At 42.1% G+C, this 20,164-nt stretch carries 31 protein-coding genes and 1 pseudogene; 30 read left to right on the top strand and 2 right to left on the bottom strand.

Annotated elements, in window-relative coordinates:
- The first annotated feature begins 30 nt into the window (after positions 1-30).
- From rplX to salA, 29 genes and pseudogenes are all read left to right on the top strand, one after another.
- Positions 31-342 (top strand): 50S ribosomal protein L24, encoded by a 312-nt coding sequence (gene rplX, locus V6D42_RS19510; RefSeq protein ID WP_003156486.1) that lies wholly within the window; start codon positions 31-33, stop codon positions 340-342.
- Between the two features lie 25 nt (positions 343-367).
- Positions 368-907 (top strand): 50S ribosomal protein L5, encoded by a 540-nt coding sequence (gene rplE, locus V6D42_RS19505; protein WP_010332775.1) that lies wholly within the window; start codon positions 368-370, stop codon positions 905-907.
- Between the two features lie 22 nt (positions 908-929).
- The gene (rpsN, locus tag V6D42_RS19500) at positions 930-1,115 is read left to right on the top strand and encodes a 30S ribosomal protein S14 (RefSeq protein ID WP_003156488.1); all 186 of its coding nucleotides are present in this window, start codon (positions 930-932) and stop codon (positions 1,113-1,115) included.
- 31 nt (positions 1,116-1,146) lie between these two features.
- A complete protein-coding gene (rpsH, locus tag V6D42_RS19495; protein ID WP_010332776.1) occupies positions 1,147-1,545 on the top strand; it encodes a 30S ribosomal protein S8 in 399 nt (132 codons plus the stop codon).
- 30 nt (positions 1,546-1,575) lie between these two features.
- A complete protein-coding gene (gene rplF, locus V6D42_RS19490) occupies positions 1,576-2,115 on the top strand; it encodes a 50S ribosomal protein L6 (protein WP_010332777.1) in 540 nt (179 codons plus the stop codon).
- Between the two features lie 32 nt (positions 2,116-2,147).
- Positions 2,148-2,510, top strand: a complete 363-nt coding sequence (rplR, locus tag V6D42_RS19485; RefSeq protein WP_010332778.1) for a 50S ribosomal protein L18 — start codon at positions 2,148-2,150, stop codon at positions 2,508-2,510.
- A gap of 24 nt (positions 2,511-2,534) precedes the next feature.
- Entirely contained in the window at positions 2,535-3,035 is a 501-nt protein-coding gene (gene rpsE, locus V6D42_RS19480) for a 30S ribosomal protein S5 (RefSeq protein ID WP_333514333.1), read from the top strand.
- Positions 3,036-3,048: 13 nt separating this feature from the next.
- Complete coding sequence (rpmD, locus tag V6D42_RS19475) at positions 3,049-3,228, top strand: 50S ribosomal protein L30 (protein ID WP_003156497.1); 180 nt, start codon at positions 3,049-3,051, stop codon at positions 3,226-3,228.
- A 30-nt stretch (positions 3,229-3,258) separates the two neighbouring features.
- On the top strand, positions 3,259-3,699 hold the full coding sequence (rplO, locus tag V6D42_RS19470) for a 50S ribosomal protein L15 (RefSeq protein ID WP_003225819.1): 441 nt from the start codon (positions 3,259-3,261) through the stop codon (positions 3,697-3,699).
- A gap of 1 nt (position 3,700) precedes the next feature.
- Positions 3,701-4,996 (top strand): preprotein translocase subunit SecY, encoded by a 1,296-nt coding sequence (gene secY / locus V6D42_RS19465; RefSeq protein WP_333514327.1) that lies wholly within the window; start codon positions 3,701-3,703, stop codon positions 4,994-4,996.
- A 54-nt stretch (positions 4,997-5,050) separates the two neighbouring features.
- The gene (locus tag V6D42_RS19460) at positions 5,051-5,704 is read left to right on the top strand and encodes an adenylate kinase (RefSeq protein ID WP_333514326.1); all 654 of its coding nucleotides are present in this window, start codon (positions 5,051-5,053) and stop codon (positions 5,702-5,704) included.
- Positions 5,701-6,447, top strand: a complete 747-nt coding sequence (gene map / locus V6D42_RS19455) for a type I methionyl aminopeptidase (protein ID WP_010332781.1) — start codon at positions 5,701-5,703, stop codon at positions 6,445-6,447. The genes V6D42_RS19460 and map overlap by 4 nt, the downstream gene beginning before the upstream one ends.
- 64 nt (positions 6,448-6,511) lie before the next feature.
- Positions 6,512-6,792: pseudogene (locus V6D42_RS19450) on the top strand (KOW domain-containing RNA-binding protein).
- The gene (gene infA / locus V6D42_RS19445; protein ID WP_003156508.1) at positions 6,770-6,988 is read left to right on the top strand and encodes a translation initiation factor IF-1; all 219 of its coding nucleotides are present in this window, start codon (positions 6,770-6,772) and stop codon (positions 6,986-6,988) included. Before V6D42_RS19450 ends, infA begins: the two are co-directional and overlap by 23 nt.
- A gap of 32 nt (positions 6,989-7,020) precedes the next feature.
- Positions 7,021-7,134, top strand: a complete 114-nt coding sequence (gene rpmJ, locus V6D42_RS19440) for a 50S ribosomal protein L36 (protein ID WP_003156543.1) — start codon at positions 7,021-7,023, stop codon at positions 7,132-7,134.
- Positions 7,135-7,156: 22 nt separating this feature from the next.
- Complete coding sequence (rpsM, locus tag V6D42_RS19435; protein WP_003156545.1) at positions 7,157-7,522, top strand: 30S ribosomal protein S13; 366 nt, start codon at positions 7,157-7,159, stop codon at positions 7,520-7,522.
- Between the two features lie 20 nt (positions 7,523-7,542).
- On the top strand, positions 7,543-7,938 hold the full coding sequence (rpsK, locus tag V6D42_RS19430) for a 30S ribosomal protein S11 (protein ID WP_010332782.1): 396 nt from the start codon (positions 7,543-7,545) through the stop codon (positions 7,936-7,938).
- A gap of 176 nt (positions 7,939-8,114) precedes the next feature.
- Positions 8,115-9,059 carry a DNA-directed RNA polymerase subunit alpha gene (locus V6D42_RS19425; RefSeq protein ID WP_010332783.1) on the top strand — a complete coding sequence of 315 codons (945 nt, stop codon included), beginning with the start codon at positions 8,115-8,117 and terminating at the stop codon, positions 9,057-9,059.
- 77 nt (positions 9,060-9,136) lie between these two features.
- On the top strand, positions 9,137-9,499 hold the full coding sequence (gene rplQ, locus V6D42_RS19420) for a 50S ribosomal protein L17 (protein WP_003225836.1): 363 nt from the start codon (positions 9,137-9,139) through the stop codon (positions 9,497-9,499).
- A gap of 129 nt (positions 9,500-9,628) precedes the next feature.
- Positions 9,629-10,474, top strand: coding sequence for an energy-coupling factor ABC transporter ATP-binding protein (locus V6D42_RS19415; RefSeq protein ID WP_010332784.1), 846 nt, complete (start codon positions 9,629-9,631; stop codon positions 10,472-10,474).
- Complete coding sequence (locus V6D42_RS19410; protein WP_333514325.1) at positions 10,450-11,319, top strand: energy-coupling factor ABC transporter ATP-binding protein; 870 nt, start codon at positions 10,450-10,452, stop codon at positions 11,317-11,319. Before V6D42_RS19415 ends, V6D42_RS19410 begins: the two co-directional genes overlap by 25 nt.
- Positions 11,316-12,113, top strand: coding sequence for an energy-coupling factor transporter transmembrane component T family protein (locus V6D42_RS19405; RefSeq protein WP_333514324.1), 798 nt, complete (start codon positions 11,316-11,318; stop codon positions 12,111-12,113). The genes V6D42_RS19410 and V6D42_RS19405 overlap by 4 nt, the downstream gene beginning before the upstream one ends.
- 9 nt (positions 12,114-12,122) lie before the next feature.
- Entirely contained in the window at positions 12,123-12,866 is a 744-nt protein-coding gene (truA, locus tag V6D42_RS19400; RefSeq protein WP_268447478.1) for a tRNA pseudouridine(38-40) synthase TruA, read from the top strand.
- A gap of 161 nt (positions 12,867-13,027) precedes the next feature.
- Positions 13,028-13,465, top strand: a complete 438-nt coding sequence (gene rplM / locus V6D42_RS19395; RefSeq protein WP_003241966.1) for a 50S ribosomal protein L13 — start codon at positions 13,028-13,030, stop codon at positions 13,463-13,465.
- A 20-nt stretch (positions 13,466-13,485) separates the two neighbouring features.
- The gene (gene rpsI / locus V6D42_RS19390) at positions 13,486-13,878 is read left to right on the top strand and encodes a 30S ribosomal protein S9 (RefSeq protein ID WP_003225846.1); all 393 of its coding nucleotides are present in this window, start codon (positions 13,486-13,488) and stop codon (positions 13,876-13,878) included.
- A 614-nt stretch (positions 13,879-14,492) separates the two neighbouring features.
- Positions 14,493-15,260 carry a class I SAM-dependent methyltransferase gene (locus tag V6D42_RS19385; RefSeq protein ID WP_333514323.1) on the top strand — a complete coding sequence of 256 codons (768 nt, stop codon included), beginning with the start codon at positions 14,493-14,495 and terminating at the stop codon, positions 15,258-15,260.
- A 208-nt stretch (positions 15,261-15,468) separates the two neighbouring features.
- Entirely contained in the window at positions 15,469-15,912 is a 444-nt protein-coding gene (locus V6D42_RS19380) for a YbaK family protein (RefSeq protein ID WP_010332789.1), read from the top strand.
- Between the two features lie 59 nt (positions 15,913-15,971).
- Positions 15,972-16,685 (top strand): N-acetylmuramoyl-L-alanine amidase CwlD, encoded by a 714-nt coding sequence (cwlD, locus tag V6D42_RS19375; RefSeq protein WP_333514322.1) that lies wholly within the window; start codon positions 15,972-15,974, stop codon positions 16,683-16,685.
- Between the two features lie 95 nt (positions 16,686-16,780).
- Positions 16,781-17,839, top strand: coding sequence for an iron-sulfur carrier protein/transcriptional regulator SalA (salA, locus tag V6D42_RS19370; protein ID WP_333514321.1), 1,059 nt, complete (start codon positions 16,781-16,783; stop codon positions 17,837-17,839).
- A gap of 36 nt (positions 17,840-17,875) precedes the next feature.
- Here salA and gerD read toward each other — a convergent pair whose 3' ends face one another.
- Positions 17,876-18,433 carry a spore germination lipoprotein GerD gene (gene gerD / locus V6D42_RS19365; protein WP_268447476.1) on the bottom strand — a complete coding sequence of 186 codons (558 nt, stop codon included), beginning with the start codon at positions 18,431-18,433 and terminating at the stop codon, positions 17,876-17,878.
- A 109-nt stretch (positions 18,434-18,542) separates the two neighbouring features.
- Here gerD and kbaA point away from each other — a divergent pair, with 109 nt between their 5' ends.
- Positions 18,543-19,139, top strand: a complete 597-nt coding sequence (gene kbaA, locus V6D42_RS19360) for a KinB-signaling pathway activation protein (RefSeq protein WP_333514320.1) — start codon at positions 18,543-18,545, stop codon at positions 19,137-19,139.
- Between the two features lies 1 nt (position 19,140).
- On the opposite strand, the gene pdaB is transcribed toward kbaA, so the two are convergent.
- Positions 19,141-19,905, bottom strand: coding sequence for a polysaccharide deacetylase family sporulation protein PdaB (gene pdaB, locus V6D42_RS19355; RefSeq protein WP_333514319.1), 765 nt, complete (start codon positions 19,903-19,905; stop codon positions 19,141-19,143).
- Positions 19,906-20,164: the final 259 nt, after the last annotated feature.

Genomic DNA, 20,164 nt, shown 5'->3' with positions numbered 1-20,164 from the left:
AAATGCCTTACTCAAGGAGGTGCGATCAGGATGCATGTAAAAAAAGGCGATAAAGTTATGGTTATCTCTGGTAAAGATAAAGGTAAACAAGGAACAATCCTTGCTGCTTTCCCTAAAAAGGACCGCGTTTTAGTTGAAGGTGTTAACATGGTAAAGAAACACTCTAAACCAACTCAAGCTAACCCTCAAGGCGGTATTTCTAATCAAGAGGCGCCAATTCATGTATCAAACGTTATGCCGCTCGATCCTAAAACAGGTGAAGTGACTCGCGTAGGATACAAAGTGGAAGATGGCAAAAAAGTTCGTGTGGCAAAAAAATCTGGGCAAGTTCTAGATAAATAGTATTAAAGGAAGGGAGGTCTATCTCATGAACCGCCTTAAAGAAAAGTACAATAAAGAAATTGCACCTGCTTTAATGACTAAGTTCAGCTATGACTCAGTTATGCAAGTGCCTAAAATTGAAAAAATCGTAATCAACATGGGTGTTGGTGATGCTGTTCAAAACGCAAAAGCAATCGACAGTGCTGTTGAAGAATTAACGTTTATCGCAGGTCAAAAACCTGTCGTTACTCGTGCGAAGAAATCAATTGCTGGATTCCGTCTTCGTGAAGGAATGCCTATCGGTGCGAAAGTAACTCTTCGCGGAGAGCGCATGTATGATTTCCTTGATAAACTTATTTCTGTATCTTTACCGCGTGTGCGTGACTTCCGTGGGGTTTCTAAAAAATCTTTCGACGGTCGCGGTAACTACACACTTGGTATCAAAGAACAGTTAATCTTCCCTGAAATTGACTACGATAAAGTAACAAAGGTTCGCGGAATGGACATCGTTATTGTAACGACTGCTAATTCTGATGAAGAGGCTCGTGAGCTATTAACTCAAGTAGGTATGCCGTTCCAGAAATAATCAATGAAAGGGAGGCGAAATCGTGGCTAAGAAGTCAATGATTGCGAAACAACAACGTACACCAAAGTTTAAAGTACAAGAGTACACTCGCTGTGAACGCTGCGGACGTCCGCATTCAGTCATTCGTAAATTTAAACTTTGCCGTATTTGTTTCCGTGAGCTTGCATATAAAGGACAAATTCCTGGCGTGAAAAAAGCCAGCTGGTAATCCCCAAGAAAGGGAAGGAGGTAATTATATAATGGTTATGACAGATCCAATTGCAGATATGCTGACTCGTATTCGTAATGCAAACATGGTACGTCATGAGAAGCTTGAAATTCCTGCTTCTAAATTGAAAAGAGAAATTGCTGAAATTTTAAAGCGTGAAGGTTTCATTCGTGACGTTGAGTTCGTAGAAGACAGCAAACAAGGTATCATCCGCGTTTTCTTGAAATACGGACAAAACAACGAGCGCGTAATCACTGGTCTTAAAAGAATCAGCAAACCTGGTTTGCGTGTTTATGCTAAATCTAATGAAGTACCTCGTGTACTTAACGGTCTTGGAATCGCAATTCTTTCTACATCACATGGCGTTTTAACGGACAAAGAAGCCCGTGCAAAACAAGCTGGTGGAGAAGTATTAGCATACGTTTGGTAAAAAAGTTTAACATGAATGGAGGTGTTTGGTATGTCTCGTGTAGGTAAGAAGCTACTTGAGATTCCTTCTGATGTTACAGTAACGTTAAACGATAACAATACTGTAGCTGTGAAAGGACCAAAAGGAGAATTAACTCGTACGTTTCACCCTGATATGGAGATTAAAATAGAGGACAATGTGCTTACAGTCGCTCGTCCTTCTGATCAAAAAGAGCACCGTGCCCTGCATGGTACGACTCGCAGTCTGCTTGGCAACATGGTGGAGGGCGTATCTAAAGGATTTGAAAGAGGTTTGGAATTAGTCGGTGTCGGTTACCGTGCGTCTAAATCCGGAAATAAACTTGTTTTAAACGTTGGATACTCTCACCCTGTTGAGATCGTCCCTGAAGAAGGCATCGATATCGAAGTTCCTTCTCAAACGAAAGTAGTCGTTAAAGGTACAGACAAAGAACGCGTAGGAGCTATTGCTGCTAACATTCGCGCTGTCCGTTCTCCAGAGCCTTACAAAGGTAAAGGAATCCGCTACGAAGGTGAAGTTGTTCGCCGTAAAGAAGGTAAATCTGCTAAGTAAGATCGCTTAAAGTGAAGAAAGGAGTGACCTAGATGATTACGAAAACTAGCAAAAATGCTGCTCGTCTTAAAAGACACGCTCGTGTTCGCGCTAAACTTTCTGGTACTGCTGAAAGACCGCGTCTGAACGTTTTCCGTTCAAACAAGCACATTTACGCTCAAATCATCGATGATGTAAATGGTGTAACACTTGCTAGTGCATCTACTCTCGATAAAGACTTGAACGTTGAAAGCACTGGAGATACTTCAGCTGCTGCTAAAGTTGGAGAATTAGTTGCAAAACGCGCTGCTGAAAAAGGCATTTCTGACGTAGTATTTGACCGTGGCGGATACTTATACCATGGACGTGTAAAAGCTTTGGCTGATGCCGCTCGTGAAGCTGGACTTAAATTTTAATAAAAGAAGGAGGGACACATGATTATGCGTCGTATTGACCCAAACAAATTAGAGTTAGAAGAACGCTTAGTTACGGTTAACCGCGTAGCGAAAGTTGTTAAAGGTGGTCGTCGTTTCCGCTTCGCAGCTCTAGTCGTTGTCGGTGACAAAAACGGACACGTAGGATTCGGTACTGGTAAAGCGCAAGAAGTACCAGAAGCAATCCGCAAAGCTGTTGAAGATGCGAAAAAGAATTTAATTGAAGTACCAATGGTTGGAACTACAATTCCACATGAAATCATCGGACGTTTCGGTGCAGGTAACATCTTGTTAAAACCTGCTTCTGAAGGTACTGGAGTTATCGCTGGAGGCCCTGTACGTGCGGTACTTGAGCTTGCTGGCGTAGCTGACATCCTTTCTAAGTCTTTAGGTTCTAACACACCGATCAACATGATTCGTGCAACACTTCAAGGCTTAAGTGAACTTAAGCGCGCTGAAGAGGTTGCGAAGCTTCGTGGAAAATCTGTAGAAGAACTGTTAGGATAAGGAGGGAATATTAATGGCTAAATTAGAAATTACCCTCAAACGAAGTGTAATCGGTCGCCCGGAAGATCAACGCGTTACTGTGAGAACACTTGGTTTAAAGAAAACAAACCAAACTGTTGTTCATGAAGACAACGCTGCGATTCGTGGTATGATTAATAAAGTATCTCATTTAGTTTCTGTTAAAGAACAATAAAAATAATTGATCGGATAAGGAGGTGTCCTAATGAAACTTCATGAATTAAAACCTTCAGAAGGTTCACGCAAAACGCGTAATCGCGTAGGTCGTGGTATTGGTTCTGGCAACGGTAAAACAGCTGGTAAAGGTCACAAAGGTCAAAACGCTCGTTCTGGCGGCGGTGTACGCCCAGGGTTCGAGGGGGGACAAATGCCTTTATTCCAACGTCTTCCTAAACGCGGCTTTACTAACATTAACCGTAAGGAATACGCTGTAGTCAACCTAGACAAATTGAACGGTTTTGCAGAAGGAACGGAAGTCACTCCTGAACTTCTTCTTGAGACTGGTGTTATAAGCAAACTTAATGCAGGAGTAAAGATTCTTGGCAACGGTAAATTAGAGAAAAAATTAACTGTAAAAGCCAATAAATTCTCTGCTTCTGCGAAAGAAGCTGTTGAAGCTGCTGGCGGTACAGCTGAGGTGATCTAACTTGTTTAAAACAATCTCCAACTTTATGCGTGTGAGTGATATCCGGAATAAAATCATATTCACTTTACTCATGCTTATCGTCTTTCGCATAGGTGCGTTTATTCCTGTGCCGTATGTTAACGCTGATGTGTTACAGGCACAGTCTCAAATGGGTGTATTTGATCTTCTTAATACATTTGGCGGCGGTGCGCTTTACCAATTCTCTATTTTCGCAATGGGGATTACTCCTTATATCACAGCTTCAATCATCATCCAGCTGCTTCAGATGGATGTTGTGCCGAAGTTTACAGAGTGGTCTAAGCAAGGTGAAGTCGGCCGCCGTAAATTGGCTCAGTTCACAAGATACTTTACGATTGTCCTTGGATTTATCCAAGCGCTGGGTATGTCATACGGATTTAACAACTTAGCTAACGGATTGCTAATTGAAAAATCCGGCGTATCCACATATCTGATCATCGCTTTAGTACTCACTGGCGGAACTGCCTTTTTAATGTGGCTTGGGGAACAAATCACAACTCATGGAGTAGGCAACGGAATATCGATCATTATCTTCGCGGGGATTGTATCTAGTATTCCGAAAACGGTTGGACAAATATATGAGACTCAATTTGTCGGCAGCGACGATCAGCTGTTTATTCATATTGTGAAAGTCGCTCTTCTTGTGATTGCGATTTTAGCAGTTATTGTTGGAGTTATTTTCATTCAGCAAGCCGTACGGAAAATTGCGATTCAATATGCTAAAGGCACAGGTCGTTCACCTGCTGGCGGAGGTCAGTCTACACACCTTCCATTGAAAGTGAATCCTGCCGGGGTTATTCCAGTAATCTTTGCGGTTGCGTTTTTAATAACGCCGCGTACGATCGCATCATTCTTTGGAACAAACGATGTGACAAAGTGGATTCAAGCCAACTTTGACAATACACATCCGGTGGGTATGACTATATATGTTGCGTTAATTATTGCCTTTACGTACTTTTATGCTTTTGTCCAGGTTAATCCTGAACAAATGGCTGATAACCTTAAAAAACAGGGTGGCTATATCCCGGGGGTTCGTCCAGGGAAAATGACTCAAGATAGAATTACGAGCATTTTGTATCGACTTACGTTTGTGGGTGCTTTATTCTTAGCCGTGATTTCCATTCTTCCTATCTTTTTCATTCAATTCGCTGGATTGCCTCAAAGTGCACAAATTGGCGGAACATCTTTGTTAATTGTTGTCGGGGTAGCCTTGGAGACAATGAAACAACTAGAAAGCCAGTTGGTGAAACGAAACTACCGTGGATTTATGAAAAACTAGAGGAAATGGATTTATCCATTCCCTCTTAATTAAGAGAGGACGGGGGAAATCCGAATGAACTTAGTCTTAATGGGGCTTCCTGGTGCCGGTAAAGGTACACAGGGCGAACGAATTGTTGAGGATTATGGAATACCTCACATCTCAACAGGAGATATGTTCCGGGCTGCTATGAAAGAGGAAACATCACTCGGACTCGAAGCAAAATCTTATATTGATAAGGGAGAGCTCGTACCTGACGAAGTCACAATTGGAATTGTCAAAGAAAGACTTGGCAAAGATGATTGTGAAAGAGGTTTTCTTCTGGACGGATTTCCGCGAACAGTCGCTCAAGCCGAAGCTCTTGAAGAAATTCTTGAAGAATACGGCAAGCCGATTGATTATGTCATTAACATTAAAGTTGATAAAGATTCTTTAATGGAACGTCTGACTGGACGCAGAATTTGCAGTGTTTGCGGCACAACCTATCATTTAGTCTTTAATCCGCCGAAAACGCTGGGTGTTTGTGATAAAGACGGAGGCGAACTCTATCAACGGGCAGATGATAATGAGGAAACAGTCTCTAAACGGCTTGAGGTAAACATGAAGCAGACTCAGCCTTTACTCGATTTCTATTCTGAGAAAGGTTATCTTGTAAACGTGAATGGCCAGCAGGACATTCAAGACGTTTATGCAGATGTGAAGGATCTTCTTGGAGGATTAAAAAAATGATTATCTGTAAAACCCCTCGTGAACTTGGTATCATGCGGGAAGCAGGGCGAATCGTGGCTTTGACTCACGAAGAGTTAAAAAAGCACATTAAACCAGGAATCTCGACAAAAGAATTGGATCAAATTGCCGAACGTTTTATTAAGAAGCAGGGTGCAATCCCATCTTTTAAGGGGTATAATGGGTTTCGCGGGAGCATTTGCGTATCAGTGAATGAAGAACTCGTTCACGGTATTCCTGGCAGCAGGGTGCTGCGTGACGGTGACATCATCAGTATTGATATCGGTGCTAAATTAAATGGTTATCATGGTGACTCTGCATGGACATATCCGGTAGGAACCATCAGCGATGATGATAAAAAACTTCTGGAAGTGACAGAGGAATCTTTATATAAAGGCTTGCAGGAAGCAAAACCAGGTGAACGTTTGTCGAATATTTCCCACGCAATACAAACGTATGTCGAAAATGAGCAGTTTTCAGTTGTTAGGGAGTATGTCGGACATGGTGTTGGTCAAGACTTGCATGAGGACCCGCAAATCCCTCATTACGGTCCGCCCAACAAAGGACCACGACTCAAACCTGGCATGGTTCTCGCTATTGAACCTATGGTGAACGCTGGCAGCCGCTATGTGAAAACTTTGGCTGATAACTGGACGGTTGTAACGGTAGATGGGAAAAAGTGTGCTCATTTTGAACATACAATTGCGATTACGGAAACGGGTTTTGATATACTGACAAAAGTCTAGATGATAACATTATTCCGAAAGCAGATGTTTTTCCGGCTTGATAGGGCAGAAGGTTCGGTTTAACATTGGCAGGAACGAATTCATCTTGCTGTTTTCGGTGGAATTGTTAATCATCATGTACTAATAGCAGACGGAGAAAAGCGTACATTTCATTCTCCTAAGAAAAAGAATATCAATCATTTAACCCTTTATGATTGCGTATCTCCGGAAGTTCAGAACAGTATAAACGAAACAGGGCGTGTGACAAACGGAAAACTGAGATTTTCTCTTTTGAAATTTGTCAGAAAGCAAGTTACTGATTTGAAGAAGGGAGAACACTTGAATGGCGAAAGACGATGTAATTGAAGTGGAAGGTACGATAGTTGAAACATTGCCAAACGCGATGTTCAAAGTTGAACTCGAAAATGGACACACTGTTTTGGCTCACGTATCTGGTAAAATCCGCATGCACTTCATTCGCATTTTACCTGGAGACAAAGTTACGGTAGAATTATCTCCATATGACTTAACTCGTGGCAGGATTACGTACCGTTACAAATAAGCACTCCGGAAACTGAAGGAGGTTGGAAACACATGAAAGTGAGACCATCAGTTAAACCAATCTGCGAAAAATGTAAAGTTATTCGCAGAAAAGGAAAAGTAATGGTGATCTGTGAAAATCCAAAGCATAAACAAAAACAAGGATAATTTATAAGGAGGTGCCCAGAGAATGGCTCGTATTGCTGGTGTAGATATCCCACGTGACAAACGTGTTGTTATTTCTTTAACATATGTCTTCGGAATTGGCCGCACAACGGCTCAGCAAGTCTTGAAAGAGGCTGGTGTTTCAGAAGATACTCGTGTGCGTGATCTTACTGAAGAAGAACTTGGTAAAATCCGTGATGTTATTGACAAACTGAAAGTAGAAGGTGACCTTCGCCGTGAAGTTTCTCTTAACATTAAGCGTCTGATCGAAATCGGAAGCTACCGCGGAATCCGCCATCGCAGAGGTTTGCCTGTTCGCGGACAAAACTCTAAAAACAATGCGCGTACTCGTAAAGGTCCGCGTCGTACTGTAGCTAACAAGAAAAAATAAGTAAGGGAGGTACCTAAACAATGGCTGCTGCTCGTAAATCTAACACGCGTAAACGTCGCGTGAAAAAGAATATTGAGTCTGGAATTGCTCATATTCGTTCAACTTTCAATAACACGATCGTTACGATCACTGACACTCATGGTAATGCTCTTTCTTGGTCTAGTGCCGGAGCTCTAGGATTCAGAGGTTCTCGTAAATCTACTCCTTTTGCTGCGCAAATGGCTGCAGAAACAGCTGCTAAAGGTTCAATCGAACATGGACTTAAAACTCTTGAGGTTACTGTTAAAGGCCCTGGTTCAGGTCGTGAAGCTGCTATCCGTGCGCTTCAAGCTGCTGGATTAGAAGTCACTGCTATCAGAGACGTAACTCCTGTTCCTCATAACGGATGCCGTCCACCAAAACGTCGCCGCGTGTAATTTGTTTGTATAGATTTTGTGTCCCTGTCAATAATGGGTTATGATACAGTTATTTATTAAACGAATGCACCGACTCGTTGCCTGAGCACATACGGGACTAAACAATGGGGAATTTCGGATGGAATCTCATATGATTCTATTCGAGGTTTCGACGTTTTGAAGGAGGGTTTTAAGTAATGATCGAGATTGAAAAACCAAAAATCGAAACGGTTGAAATCAGCGACGATGCCAAATTTGGTAAGTTTGTCGTAGAGCCACTTGAGCGTGGATATGGTACAACTCTGGGTAACTCCTTACGTCGTATCCTCTTATCCTCACTCCCTGGTGCCGCTGTAACATCAATCCAGATAGATGGTGTACTGCACGAATTCTCGACAATTGAAGGCGTTGTGGAAGATGTTACAACGATTATCTTAAACATTAAAAAGCTTGCATTGAAAATCTACTCTGATGAAGAGAAGACGCTAGAAATTGATGTACAGGGTGATGGAACTGTAACAGCAGCTGATATTACACACGATAGTGATGTAGAGATCTTAAATCCTGATCTTCATATCGCGACTCTGGGTGAGAATGCGAGTTTCCGAGTTCGCCTTACTGCTCAAAGAGGACGTGGGTATACGCCTGCCGACGCAAACAAAAGAGACGATCAGCCTATCGGCGTGATTCCGATCGATTCAATCTATACGCCAGTTTCTCGTGTATCTTATCAAGTAGAGAACACTCGTGTAGGCCAGGTTGCAAACTATGACAAACTTACACTTGATGTTTGGACTGATGGAAGCACTGGACCAAAAGAAGCAATTGCGCTTGGTTCAAAGATTTTAACTGAACACCTTAATATATTCGTTGGTTTAACTGACGAAGCTCAGCATGCTGAAATCATGGTTGAAAAAGAAGAAGATCAAAAAGAGAAAGTTCTTGAAATGACGATTGAAGAACTAGATCTTTCTGTTCGTTCTTACAACTGCTTAAAGCGTGCGGGTATCAACACGGTTCAAGAGCTTGCGAACAAGACGGAAGAAGATATGATGAAAGTTCGTAATCTAGGACGCAAATCACTTGAAGAAGTGAAAGCGAAACTAGAAGAACTTGGACTCGGACTTCGCAAAGACGATTGACTAGTTTCCCTTGTGAACTAGGATTTTCGTGTGTTTATAATTCAGAAAAAGCATTCCAATAAAGGAGGGGACATCACATGTCATACAGAAAACTAGGACGTACGAGTGCACAGCGTAAGGCTATGCTTCGTGATCTTACAACTGATTTGATCATCAATGAAAGAATCGAAACAACTGAAACACGTGCGAAAGAACTTCGCTCTGTAGTTGAAAAAATGATCACGCTTGGCAAACGCGGTGATCTTCACGCTCGCCGTCAAGCTGCTGCATACATCCGCAACGAGGTTGCTAACGAAGAAAATAACCAAGATGCACTTCAAAAATTATTCTCTGACATTGCAACTCGTTACGAGGAGCGCCAAGGTGGATACACACGTATTATGAAGCTTGGTCCTCGCCGTGGTGACGGAGCACCAATGGCAATTATCGAATTGGTTTAATCACATATTTTTGTGTATCTAAAGAAGGGCGGGACAGTTTCTAACTGGATCTATGCCCTTTTTTTAGATACTTCAACTTTTTCAATAGAGAGACAAGCAGAGTATGAGCTGAGAGGAGGCCGGTTGTCCGTGAATCAAAATCAGTTGATATCGGTAGAGGATATCGTTTTTCGATATCGGAAAGACGCAGAAAGACGAGCGCTAGATAGCGTCTCCCTGCAGGTGTATGAGGGTGAATGGCTTGCAATTGTAGGTCATAACGGTTCAGGGAAATCAACACTGGCCCGGGCATTGAATGGTTTAATCCTTCCTGAATCAGGCGACATAAAGGTTGCTGGGATTCAACTGACAGAGGAGTCAGTGTGGGAAGTGCGTAAGAAGATTGGTATGGTCTTTCAAAATCCGGATAACCAATTTGTCGGAACGACAGTTCGCGATGATGTGGCTTTTGGTTTAGAAAACAATGGTGTACCGCGGGAAGAAATGATTGAGAGAGTAGATTGGGCTGTCAAACAGGTCAACATGCAGGATTTTCTTGATCAAGAGCCGCACCATCTCTCCGGAGGCCAAAAGCAGAGAGTTGCGATAGCAGGGATTATTGCCGCACGTCCTGATATTATTATCTTAGATGAAGCAACATCCATGCTTGACCCGATCGGGCGAGAAGAAGTGCTTGAAACAGTAAGACACTTAAAAGAGCAAGGTATGGCAACTGTCATCTCGATTACACATGATCTGAATGAAGCTGCAAAAGCTGACAGAATCATTGTCATGAATGGCGGTAAGAAATATGCCGAGGGTACGCCTGAAGAAATTTTCAAATTGAATAAGGAACTTGTTCGAATCGGGCTTGATTTACCCTTCTCATTCCAGCTCAGCCAGCTCTTAAGAGAAAATGGACTGGCTTTGGAAGAAAATCATTTGACTCAGGAAGGGCTGGTGAACGAGCTATGGACATTACAATCAAAGATGTAGAGCATCGCTATCAGATAAAGACGCCGTTTGAGCGCCTTGCCCTGTATGATATCAATGCATCGATTAAGGAAGGCAGCTATGTGGCCGTAATAGGGCATACAGGCTCCGGTAAATCCACTCTTCTTCAGCACCTGAATGGTCTCCTGAAGCCTACAAAAGGGCATATTTCATTAGGCAGTACTGTTATACAGGCAGGAAAAAAGAATAAAGACCTTAAAGCCCTCCGAAAAAAAGTCGGAATCGTTTTCCAATTCCCCGAACATCAATTATTTGAAGAAACAGTTCTCAAAGATATTTCATTTGGACCGATGAACTTTGGTGTGAAAAAGGAAGACGCTGAACAAAAAGCGAGAGAGATGCTGAAGCTTGTAGGTTTATCTGAAGAGCTCCTGGATAGATCACCTTTTGAATTAAGCGGAGGGCAAATGCGCAGGGTTGCAATCGCCGGGGTGCTTGCAATGGATCCTGAAGTGCTCGTTCTTGATGAACCGACAGCAGGACTGGATCCAAGAGGGCGAAAAGAGATCATGGACATGTTTTATGAGCTCCACCAACGGGGAAACCTGACGACAATTCTTGTCACCCACAGCATGGAGGATGCGGCTGCCTATGCTGATGAAATGATCGTGATGCATAAAGGAACTATCCAGGCATCAGGCAGTCCGCGAGACTTGTTCTCAAAAGGGGAAGAGATGGCCGGCTGGGGGCTGGATCTTCCGGAAACGATTAAATTCCAAAGGCAGCTGGAAGCCGCACTTGGTGTCAGATTTAAAGAGCCTCTGCTCACAATAGAAGATGCCGCTACTGAAATCCGTGCTCTTTTTCAGGGGGAAAAGAGCTTATGATGGACAGCATGATTATCGGCAAGTATGTGCCGGGTTCTTCACTTGTGCACCGGCTTGATCCACGAACAAAACTGGTTACGATCTTTTTGTTTGTCTGTATCGTTTTCCTAGCCAATAATGTGCAGACATATGTGCTGCTTGGTTTATTTACAGCAGGCATTGTTTCTTTAACAAGGGTTCCTTTTTCCTTTTTGATGAAAGGGCTAAGGCCTATCATCTGGATTATTCTTTTTACGTTCCTGCTCCATATTTTCATGACACATGAAGGGCCGGTTATTTTTGAACTTGGCTTTTTCAAGATCTATGAGGGCGGTTTGGTACAAGGGATTTTCATTTCCCTTAGGTTCGTCTATCTGATTTTAATGACCACTCTATTAACGCTGACAACAACACCTATTGAGATTACCGATGGTATGGAACGGCTGCTCAACCCATTTAAAAAATTAAAGCTTCCTGTTCACGAGCTGGCTCTTATGATGTCGATCTCTTTGCGGTTTATCCCAACCTTGATGGAGGAGACAGATAAGATTATGAAGGCACAGATGGCGCGTGGCGTTGATTTTACAAGCGGACCGCTTAAAGACAGAGTGAAGGCAATTGTGCCTCTGCTAGTCCCTCTCTTTGTCAGTGCGTTTAAGCGTGCTGAAGAGCTTGCGGTTGCAATGGAAGCAAGAGGCTATCAAGGCGGAGAGGGACGCACTAAATACAGAAAGCTTGTATGGACGGCAAAGGATACTTCTGTCATCGTCAGCTTGTTCATATTGGCTGCTCTGTTATTTTTCTTAAGGGCTTAGAGGTGCTTTATGAGACTGAAATGCACGATTTCTTATGACGGACATTTGTTTAATGGATATCAAGTACAGCCGGGGAAAAGGACGGTTCAGGATGAGCTTGAGAAGGCGCTGGCTGTGCTGCATAAGTCAAAAGACAGAATCCCTGTCGTTTCCTCTGGACGGACGGACAGCGGGGTTCACGCGGCTGGACAGGTGATTCATTTTGATACACCGCTCTCTATTCCGGCTGAGAGATGGCCGTATGCTTTAAATGCACTGCTTCCGGATGATATTGCAGTCAAAACGGCAGAAATTGCGGATGATGGGTTCCATGCACGATTTAGCGCAGTTAAAAAGGAATATCGCTACTTTGTATACACGGAGAAACACCCGGACGTATTTAAACGGCATTACGCTTACCATTTTTCATATCGCCTCAATGTGCAGAACATGAGAGAAGCGGCAAAGCATCTTTTAGGAACACATGATTTTACAAGCTTTTGTGCGGCTAAAACGGAAGTGCAGGACAAAGTGAGAACGATTTACGAACTCGACTGGACTGAGACTGATGACGGCCTGCAAATGCGGATCACAGGCAGCGGTTTCCTATATAATATGGTCAGAATTATTGCGGGTACTTTGCTGGATGCAGGTATTGGAAAAATTTCTCCCGATGATGTGAAATCCATGCTGGAAGCGAAAGACCGCGAAGCAGCAGGGCGCACAGCACCGGGACACGGACTGTACTTATGGAACGTTTACTATGACAACTAAACCAGGTGTATAATATTTTCTTGACAGAGTCTGCATAAAGTTATAAGATATCATATGGTATGTATTTCAACCCCACGATAAGCCCCGGAACTTATTGTGTTGTGAAATAGAACGTAATCGAAGTTTATTGAAAATGACAGATCATTTAGGAGGGAAATTCAATGCGTACAACACCTATGGCTAACGCAAGTACTATTGAACGCAAGTGGTTAGTTGTTGATGCTGCTGGCAAGACTTTAGGCCGTCTTTCTTCAGAAGTTGCAGCTATCCTTCGCGGAAAACACAAACCAACTTACACACCACACGTTGATACAGGAGATCATGTGATCATCATCAACGCTGAGAAAATCGAGTTAACTGGTAAAAAGTTAACTGACAAAATCTACTACCGTCACACTCAACATCCAGGCGGATTAAAATCAAGAACTGCTCTTGAAATGCGTACAAACTACCCTGAGAAAATGCTTGAGCTTGCTATCAAAGGCATGCTTCCAAAAGGTTCTCTAGGTCGTCAAATGTTCAAGAAATTGAACGTATACCGTGGTTCTGAGCATCCACATGAAGCACAAAAACCTGAAGTTTACGAACTTCGCGGTTAATTAAAAAGGAGGTTACCAATTTGGCACAGGTTCAATATTACGGTACTGGCCGTCGTAAAAGTTCTGTAGCGCGTGTGCGCTTAGTTCCAGGAGAAGGTCGTATCGTCGTTAATAATCGTGAAATCAGCGAGCACATCCCATCTCCAGCTCTAATCGAAGATATCAAACAACCATTAACTTTGACTGAAACAGCTGGCACTTATGATGTTTTAGTAAACGTACATGGAGGCGGCTTATCTGGTCAAGCTGGAGCAATCCGTCATGGTATCGCTCGTGCTTTGCTTGAAGCAGATCCAGAATACCGTGCAACACTTAAACGTGCAGGTCTTCTGACTCGTGACGCTCGTATGAAAGAACGTAAAAAATACGGTCTTAAAGGCGCTCGTCGTGCACCTCAGTTCTCAAAACGTTAATTTTACGTTTCAAAGCTCTCAACCATGGGTTGGGGGCTTTTTTTTATTTTCTTTTCTTTTCAGAATAAAAGCAGAAGTGATGAAACAGGCATCTGTTTTTGGCTATTAAAATGACCCTTTTTCATTGATGGTCTTTCTCACAAGGTTTCGCAATCGTGTATGCTTTTAACAGTTCCCAGCACAAAAGGCATCACTTTTTCAATTCAATGCTTAATGATCTATTTTGAGTGCCTGTAAACGGACGATGAGTTCTGTATATTCAAAAGTCCTTGGCAAATGGTATATACATTTATCGCTTGTAATCAAAACTGAAAGATTTTCCTTCGTTGTTGGAAATACAGAACCTTGTTTAACAAAGGGCCTATTACATCATAGGCATTCTTACAAAAGTGTCAAATGCCATAGGACAATGCAAAGCGTAATGCCGGCACCAAGTGCTCTACCATTAATTTGATTTGAAAAAGTGATATTATATTCACTAGCCATAAAATCACACATCTCCTTTGTGAATTTATTGCGGTTTTATGAATTTTTTTCTGGATATGCAAAGGGAAAGCGGTATCAATATAGAAATATTTGTTATACTCTAAACATTAAAGTAAGGAGAACGATTCATGAATGCGTTAGTAGATCATAATAGCAAAGCCTGGGATCAAAAAGTAGAAACAGGCAATGAATGGACTGTTGCTGTAGAGCGGCATGTCATTGAACAAGCAAAAAGAGGGATTTGGGATATCAGGTTAACCCCTATTAAAAATGTGCCAAAGGATTGGTTTCCTCCTGTAAAAGGCTTGAAGGTGCTTTGTTTGGCCTCAGGAGGCGGACAGCAGGCCCCGGTTTTGGCGGCAGCCGGAGCGGATGTCACAGTCTTAGATAACTCAGAACAGCAGCTGGAGCAGGACAGAATGGTTGCTGATCGCGACGGCTTGACCATACGTACCGTTAAAGGAAGTATGGATGATCTCAGTCAATTTGAAAATGAATCATTTGACTTTATCGTACACCCAGTTGCCAATGTTTTTGTTGAAAATATCCTGCCGGTCTGGAAAGAAGCGCACCGCGTGCTGAAAAGAAATGGCACTTTAATCTCAGGGTTTGTTAATCCAGTTGTTTTTCTGTTTGACATTGAATTAGAAGAGCAGGGCGTTCTAAAAGTAAAGCACTCCATTCCATACGCCGACTCAGAAGATCTTCCAAAACATAAGGTGAAAAAGCTGATTGAAAATAATGAAGCGCTGGAATTCGGGCATTCCTTAGAAGACCAAATGAAGGGACAGCTCGACGCCGGTTTTATCTTCACTGGTTTTTATGAAGATAAAGGCGGTTTTGTACTGGATCAATACATTAATACATATTCTGCAACAAGAAGCATTAAAGTATGAAGGCAGCGACCTATTAGAGGGAGCTGCTTTTTATTATTATGATGCCTCTGCACTTGCAAGCGAACTCATGTTCCCTCCCCCGCAGAAAGCTGCTTTTTTTAGATGTTCAAGTTATCAACACCTTCATTTGGGGGAATTTCCAACCGTATTCGGGCATGGTTTCACCTCCCAAACCTCAAAATAACCGGTAAAAGGAGAGTGAATTTGTATGGCAGAGGTACTGTCTTTTATGGATGTGAAACGGCAAAAGGATTTTGAATTAGAAAAAAACTTGCTTAAAGAACTCTCACTTAGACAAATCATTCAGTCTGTAAAGGCCTGTCTTACTCCATTATTTCCATTTTTGCAGGATGAAAGGGACGTTATGACTGAAGGCTGTATTGATTTTGCGATAGAAGCCTATTTGTTAGGCGGGCGTTTTGGGGTTTTCGGGTATTATGGAGAATCTATGCAAAGTGTTAGTGCCCGCTCTGCAAGGGAAGAAGAAGAGCTTCGTATGGAGTTTTTTGAATATCTTTATCATTGGACACATGAGCAATACTCAACATTTGATAAAAACACAGTATATGAAGCAGCGCGAAAATTCATCAAAGATTGGTGGACAGAAGGGTTTGTCCAAAGAGAAAAACAATGTAAGCTTCGTATGCGTTAATCATATTTCCCAACCCTGTCCCATACTTATGTAATAACGGACAAGCGGGAGGGGAAGGGATGAGGAAAAAGCTTAAATGGCTCAGTTTTATGCTAGGCTTTATCGTATTACTGTTTCTATTCAAGTATCAATTCAACAATAGCGATTCTTGGAATCCGTGGAGTCTGCCTTTGAGCGGAAAAATTATTTACCTTGATCCAGGTCATGGCGGGCCGGACGGAGGAGCAGTGGGCGGCAAGCTGTTAGAGAAGGATATAACTTTGGAGGTGGCCTTCAGAGTCAGGGATTATCTTCAGGAACAAGGGGCACTAGTGGTGATGACTAGAGAAAGTGACACCGATCTAGCTCCTGAAGGGACAAGAGGCTATAGTAAGCGAAAAGGGGAAGACTTAAGACAGCGAGTGAAATTAATTAACAACTCAGAGGCTGAGCTCTACCTTAGCATCCATCTTAATGCAATCCCGTCACAAAAATGGAGCGGAGCCCAAAGCTTTTATTACGGAAAATACGAGGAAAACGAGAAAATTGCAAAATACATTCAGGATGAGTTGAGAATAAACCTAGAGAATACAACCCGAAAAGCAAAGCGAATCCATGGAATTTACTTAATGCAAAACGTCACAAAACCAGGTGCGCTTGTAGAAGTCGGTTTTTTATCCAATCCTGGCGAAGCTAAGATGCTGGGAAAACCAAAATATCAGGACAAAGTGGCATCTTCCATATATAAAGGAATATTGAGATACTTTACAGAAAAAGGCGACCCTCCGGAGTAAAGGAGGGTTTTCTCATGGTTCTAAGCATAAGACACCCGCTGTTTATGTATGATATAATACTGTTTGTAAACGAATACACAAAAGGGTGAGGTTCGATGATAAGAGAAGATGAAGTAAGAAAACTAGTCGGTGAAATGCGCGAACCTTTTCTTCAAAGACCTCTGGGAGAATTGGATGCCGTTAAGGAAGTAAAAATAAAGCCTGAAAAACGGCATGTCAGTGTGAAGGTGGCTCTTGCAAAAACCGGGACAGCAGAACAAATGCAGGTTCAGCAAGAAATCGTAAACGTCTTAAAAGGGGCAGGCGCTGAGACGGTAGGCCTTCGATTTGAAGAGCTGCCTGAAGAAACAGTTGCGAAATTTCGGGCGCCGTCAACTGAGAAAAAAACATTGTTAACTATGGATAACCCGCCGGTCTTCCTTGCTGTAGCAAGCGGAAAAGGCGGAGTAGGCAAATCAACTGTGTCAGTGAACCTTGCTATTTCTCTGGCTCGGCTTGGGAAAAAGGTCGGTTTAATTGACGCGGATATCTATGGCTTTAGTGTGCCGGATATGATGGGCATTACAGTGCGTCCAACAATTGAAGGAGACAAGCTGCTCCCTGTTGAACGCTTCGGGGTAAAAGTCATGTCGATGGGCTTCTTCGTTGAAGAAAATGCTCCTGTCGTCTGGAGAGGCCCGATGCTGGGCAAGATGCTCAATAACTTTTTCCACGAAGTAGAATGGGGAGAAGTAGACTATATCGTTCTTGATCTTCCGCCTGGAACAGGGGACGTTGCACTTGATGTACATACGATGCTTCCAAGCAGTAAAGAAATTATCGTGTCAACGCCGCACCCGACTGCTGCCTTTGTTGCGGCCAGAGCGGGATCTATGGCTATTAAAACAGATCATGAGGTCGTTGGCGTCATAGAGAACATGGCTTATTATGAAAGTGCAAAGACTGGGGAAAGAGAATATGTCTTTGGCAAAGGTGGCGGAGATAGACTTGCTGAGGAGCTTAAAGTGCCTTTGCTCGGCAGAATACCGTTGAAACAGCCTGACTGGGATAAAGACCAATTTGCTCCGTCTGTTTATGACGAAAGCCATCCTATCGGTGAAATATATCATGACATTGCAAAAAAAGTTGTTGAAAAAATGGAAGTGCAAATATAAAAAGGCGAACCGGGATTTTTTGATCCCGGCTCCCCTTTACTCACCTTCTTTAGCGGTTTCTGCTGCTGCTTTTTTCAGTTCATCTTCAAACTGTTTTTTGTAAAGCGGACTAGAAAGTGTTTCGGTTATTACTTGTTCTAAATAACTGCGGAATTCTTGGCTTTTTGCCAATTCGCTGTATTTTTTATTCATTCCCGGGTCTTGCATAACACTCATAAGCATCTTCTGATAATCCGGATCCTTCATCAGCTTTTTAATTACTTTTTCATGCTCTGTTTGAAGGGTTTTAGCAAAGCTTTCCGCAAATTCAGTGTCTTCAAAGATGTTTTTCCAAAAATCCACACCTTTTTTAGAGGTGAGTGTTTTTTCTATTGTTCCTTTAATGGCATCCTGATCAATCACCAGTGCTTCATTCATCGCATCATCGTTCAATAATTCCTTAATTGCTTTCTTTCCATCATCTGTTTTTAATATATCAACAACCATTTTTTTGGTCTGATCATAATCCATATCCGCTGCTTGGTCTTTTGGAGCGCAAGCTGTTACAGATAATATCAAAAAACAGCCCATCAATAGCGTTTTGGCTTTTGACATGCTTAAGCTCCTTTCACATACTTATCTTACTTTTAATATGATTCATCCGGTTGGAATTATACATAACAAAATATCGCGATGTGCGATTTTTGAGGGGTTGAATAAAGAAATGAAAAGCCGTGGCTTAGTTCGTTTTTTCTTTTCTATTTTAGCTGTCGGAGCGGTTATCACGAGTATTGTGGGTTTTGCTTTAAAATGGGGGGAGTATAAGGAGCTGTTTTTAAATCTTGAAGCGGGCCAGATTTTCTCTGTTTTATTTTGGTTTATCGGTGTCGGCATGATTTTTAGTGTCATCAGTCAAATGGGCTTTTTCGTGTTTTTAACAGTCCACCGGTTTGCTCTCGAAATATTAAGATCTTCATCTTTATGGAATTTACTGCAGCTGTTTTTGATCCTGTTTGTCGCTTTTGATTTAATGTACGTGCGGTTTTTATTTTTTGGAGATAGCGGAGAATCAATGGCTGGCTATGCTTGGCTGCCGTTATTTTTATTGATCTTCGGTTTGCTAACCGCGTATATAAAACAAAAGCAGTCCTCAAAGAAAACGTTTGTGTCATCTTTATTTTTAATGGTTGTGATCACTGCATTGGAATGGTTTCCTGCGCTCAGAGTAAATGATGAGGACTGGCTTTACTTAATGCTTTTTCCGTTAATGGCGTGTAATGCTTTTCAATTACTGATGCTGCCGAAGTTTGCAGCGAAATGATTTATTTTACCTCGGCGGATTTAGCATCTGTGTTTGCTATGAGATCTCCCACGTTAACATTTTTTAAGCCTTTTTCTCTTATATGTTGGATAATCTCCGGCAGGGCTTCTTCTGTTTGTTTAGCTGAGTCTGAGGCATGTAAAAGAATAATGTCTCCTCCTGAAACTTGACGGTTTACATTATTGACGATTTTTTCAACACCTGGATTCGTCCAGTCATGGGAATTCACACTATAGTGAACGACTGTATAGTTATACTGCTTTGCGATTGATAGGACATTTTTATTGAACTGACCGGTAGGAGGTCTTAATAGCCGTATGTCTTTAATTCCTAATTTTTCAAAGGCGGTCTGCGCACGATTAATGTCCTTTTTTATTTCACTATCCTCTAGATTTGCATAGTTTTTATAAGCATAACCCATACTCCCTATTTGATGGCCGTCCTTTACAATGCGAGCCACCGTGTCCGGGTGGCGTTCGGCCCAAGAAGCGGAAAGAAAAAATGTCGCGTTTTTGATGCCGTTGGCTTTCAGGGTATTAAGGATAGGCTCGGCTTTTTTATCGCCCCAGCTGATATCAAAGGTAAGAGCAATGTCTTTTGAATCTGTTTCTCCTTTATAAATGGCTTTTGGTCCGCTGTCAGTCGAAAACACAGGGAGCGGCACAGCTCTTTGAATATAAAAAAAGCTGGCTGCAGCAAATGCGGCGATAAGTATAATAATCAATTGTTTAACACGTTTTATGTGCCACACATAGAAGTGATTCACTGATGATGCCTCCTTATCTTGTCCATCATTCTTGTGTTACATCTTATGTGCCTGGCCAAATGAATATAACTGAATAAAAGTCTCTTTAAAACCAGATTAATTTAGTTATTGACCTCTTGATAATAACTATGTTATATTATTATTCGTCGCTGATGAACAGCTGACAACAAATAAAAGCTTCATTAACCTTTTAAAAAAGGTGTTGACTTAAAAGAAGCTGAATGTTATAGTAATAAAGCTGCTTCGTTAAGCAGAAATG

It is taken from the genome of Bacillus sp. 0909A, from assembly GCF_036765115.1.
Classification (GTDB): Bacteria; Bacillota; Bacilli; order Bacillales; family Bacillaceae; genus Bacillus; species Bacillus mojavensis.
The sequence above is the reverse complement of the archived record's forward strand: the minus strand, read 5'-3'. Positions and strand labels throughout refer to the sequence as shown.

Coding starts and splice junctions, on each gene's coding strand:
- rplX (WP_003156486.1), top strand. CDS start 31: ATGCATGTAAAAAAAGGCGATAAAGTTATGGTTATCTCTGGTAAAGAT.
- rplE (WP_010332775.1), top strand. CDS start 368: ATGAACCGCCTTAAAGAAAAGTACAATAAAGAAATTGCACCTGCTTTA.
- rpsH (WP_010332776.1), top strand. CDS start 1,147: ATGGTTATGACAGATCCAATTGCAGATATGCTGACTCGTATTCGTAAT.
- rplF (WP_010332777.1), top strand. CDS start 1,576: ATGTCTCGTGTAGGTAAGAAGCTACTTGAGATTCCTTCTGATGTTACA.
- rplR (WP_010332778.1), top strand. CDS start 2,148: ATGATTACGAAAACTAGCAAAAATGCTGCTCGTCTTAAAAGACACGCT.
- rpsE (WP_333514333.1), top strand. CDS start 2,535: ATGCGTCGTATTGACCCAAACAAATTAGAGTTAGAAGAACGCTTAGTT.
- rpmD (WP_003156497.1), top strand. CDS start 3,049: ATGGCTAAATTAGAAATTACCCTCAAACGAAGTGTAATCGGTCGCCCG.
- rplO (WP_003225819.1), top strand. CDS start 3,259: ATGAAACTTCATGAATTAAAACCTTCAGAAGGTTCACGCAAAACGCGT.
- V6D42_RS19460 (WP_333514326.1), top strand. CDS start 5,051: ATGAACTTAGTCTTAATGGGGCTTCCTGGTGCCGGTAAAGGTACACAG.
- map (WP_010332781.1), top strand. CDS start 5,701: ATGATTATCTGTAAAACCCCTCGTGAACTTGGTATCATGCGGGAAGCA.
- infA (WP_003156508.1), top strand. CDS start 6,770: ATGGCGAAAGACGATGTAATTGAAGTGGAAGGTACGATAGTTGAAACA.
- rpmJ (WP_003156543.1), top strand. CDS start 7,021: ATGAAAGTGAGACCATCAGTTAAACCAATCTGCGAAAAATGTAAAGTT.
- rpsM (WP_003156545.1), top strand. CDS start 7,157: ATGGCTCGTATTGCTGGTGTAGATATCCCACGTGACAAACGTGTTGTT.
- rpsK (WP_010332782.1), top strand. CDS start 7,543: ATGGCTGCTGCTCGTAAATCTAACACGCGTAAACGTCGCGTGAAAAAG.
- V6D42_RS19425 (WP_010332783.1), top strand. CDS start 8,115: ATGATCGAGATTGAAAAACCAAAAATCGAAACGGTTGAAATCAGCGAC.
- rplQ (WP_003225836.1), top strand. CDS start 9,137: ATGTCATACAGAAAACTAGGACGTACGAGTGCACAGCGTAAGGCTATG.
- V6D42_RS19410 (WP_333514325.1), top strand. CDS start 10,450: ATGGACATTACAATCAAAGATGTAGAGCATCGCTATCAGATAAAGACG.
- V6D42_RS19405 (WP_333514324.1), top strand. CDS start 11,316: ATGATGGACAGCATGATTATCGGCAAGTATGTGCCGGGTTCTTCACTT.
- truA (WP_268447478.1), top strand. CDS start 12,123: ATGAGACTGAAATGCACGATTTCTTATGACGGACATTTGTTTAATGGA.
- rplM (WP_003241966.1), top strand. CDS start 13,028: ATGCGTACAACACCTATGGCTAACGCAAGTACTATTGAACGCAAGTGG.
- V6D42_RS19385 (WP_333514323.1), top strand. CDS start 14,493: ATGAATGCGTTAGTAGATCATAATAGCAAAGCCTGGGATCAAAAAGTA.
- V6D42_RS19380 (WP_010332789.1), top strand. CDS start 15,469: ATGGCAGAGGTACTGTCTTTTATGGATGTGAAACGGCAAAAGGATTTT.
- cwlD (WP_333514322.1), top strand. CDS start 15,972: ATGAGGAAAAAGCTTAAATGGCTCAGTTTTATGCTAGGCTTTATCGTA.
- salA (WP_333514321.1), top strand. CDS start 16,781: ATGATAAGAGAAGATGAAGTAAGAAAACTAGTCGGTGAAATGCGCGAA.
- gerD (WP_268447476.1), bottom strand. CDS start 18,433: ATGTCAAAAGCCAAAACGCTATTGATGGGCTGTTTTTTGATATTATCT.
- kbaA (WP_333514320.1), top strand. CDS start 18,543: ATGAAAAGCCGTGGCTTAGTTCGTTTTTTCTTTTCTATTTTAGCTGTC.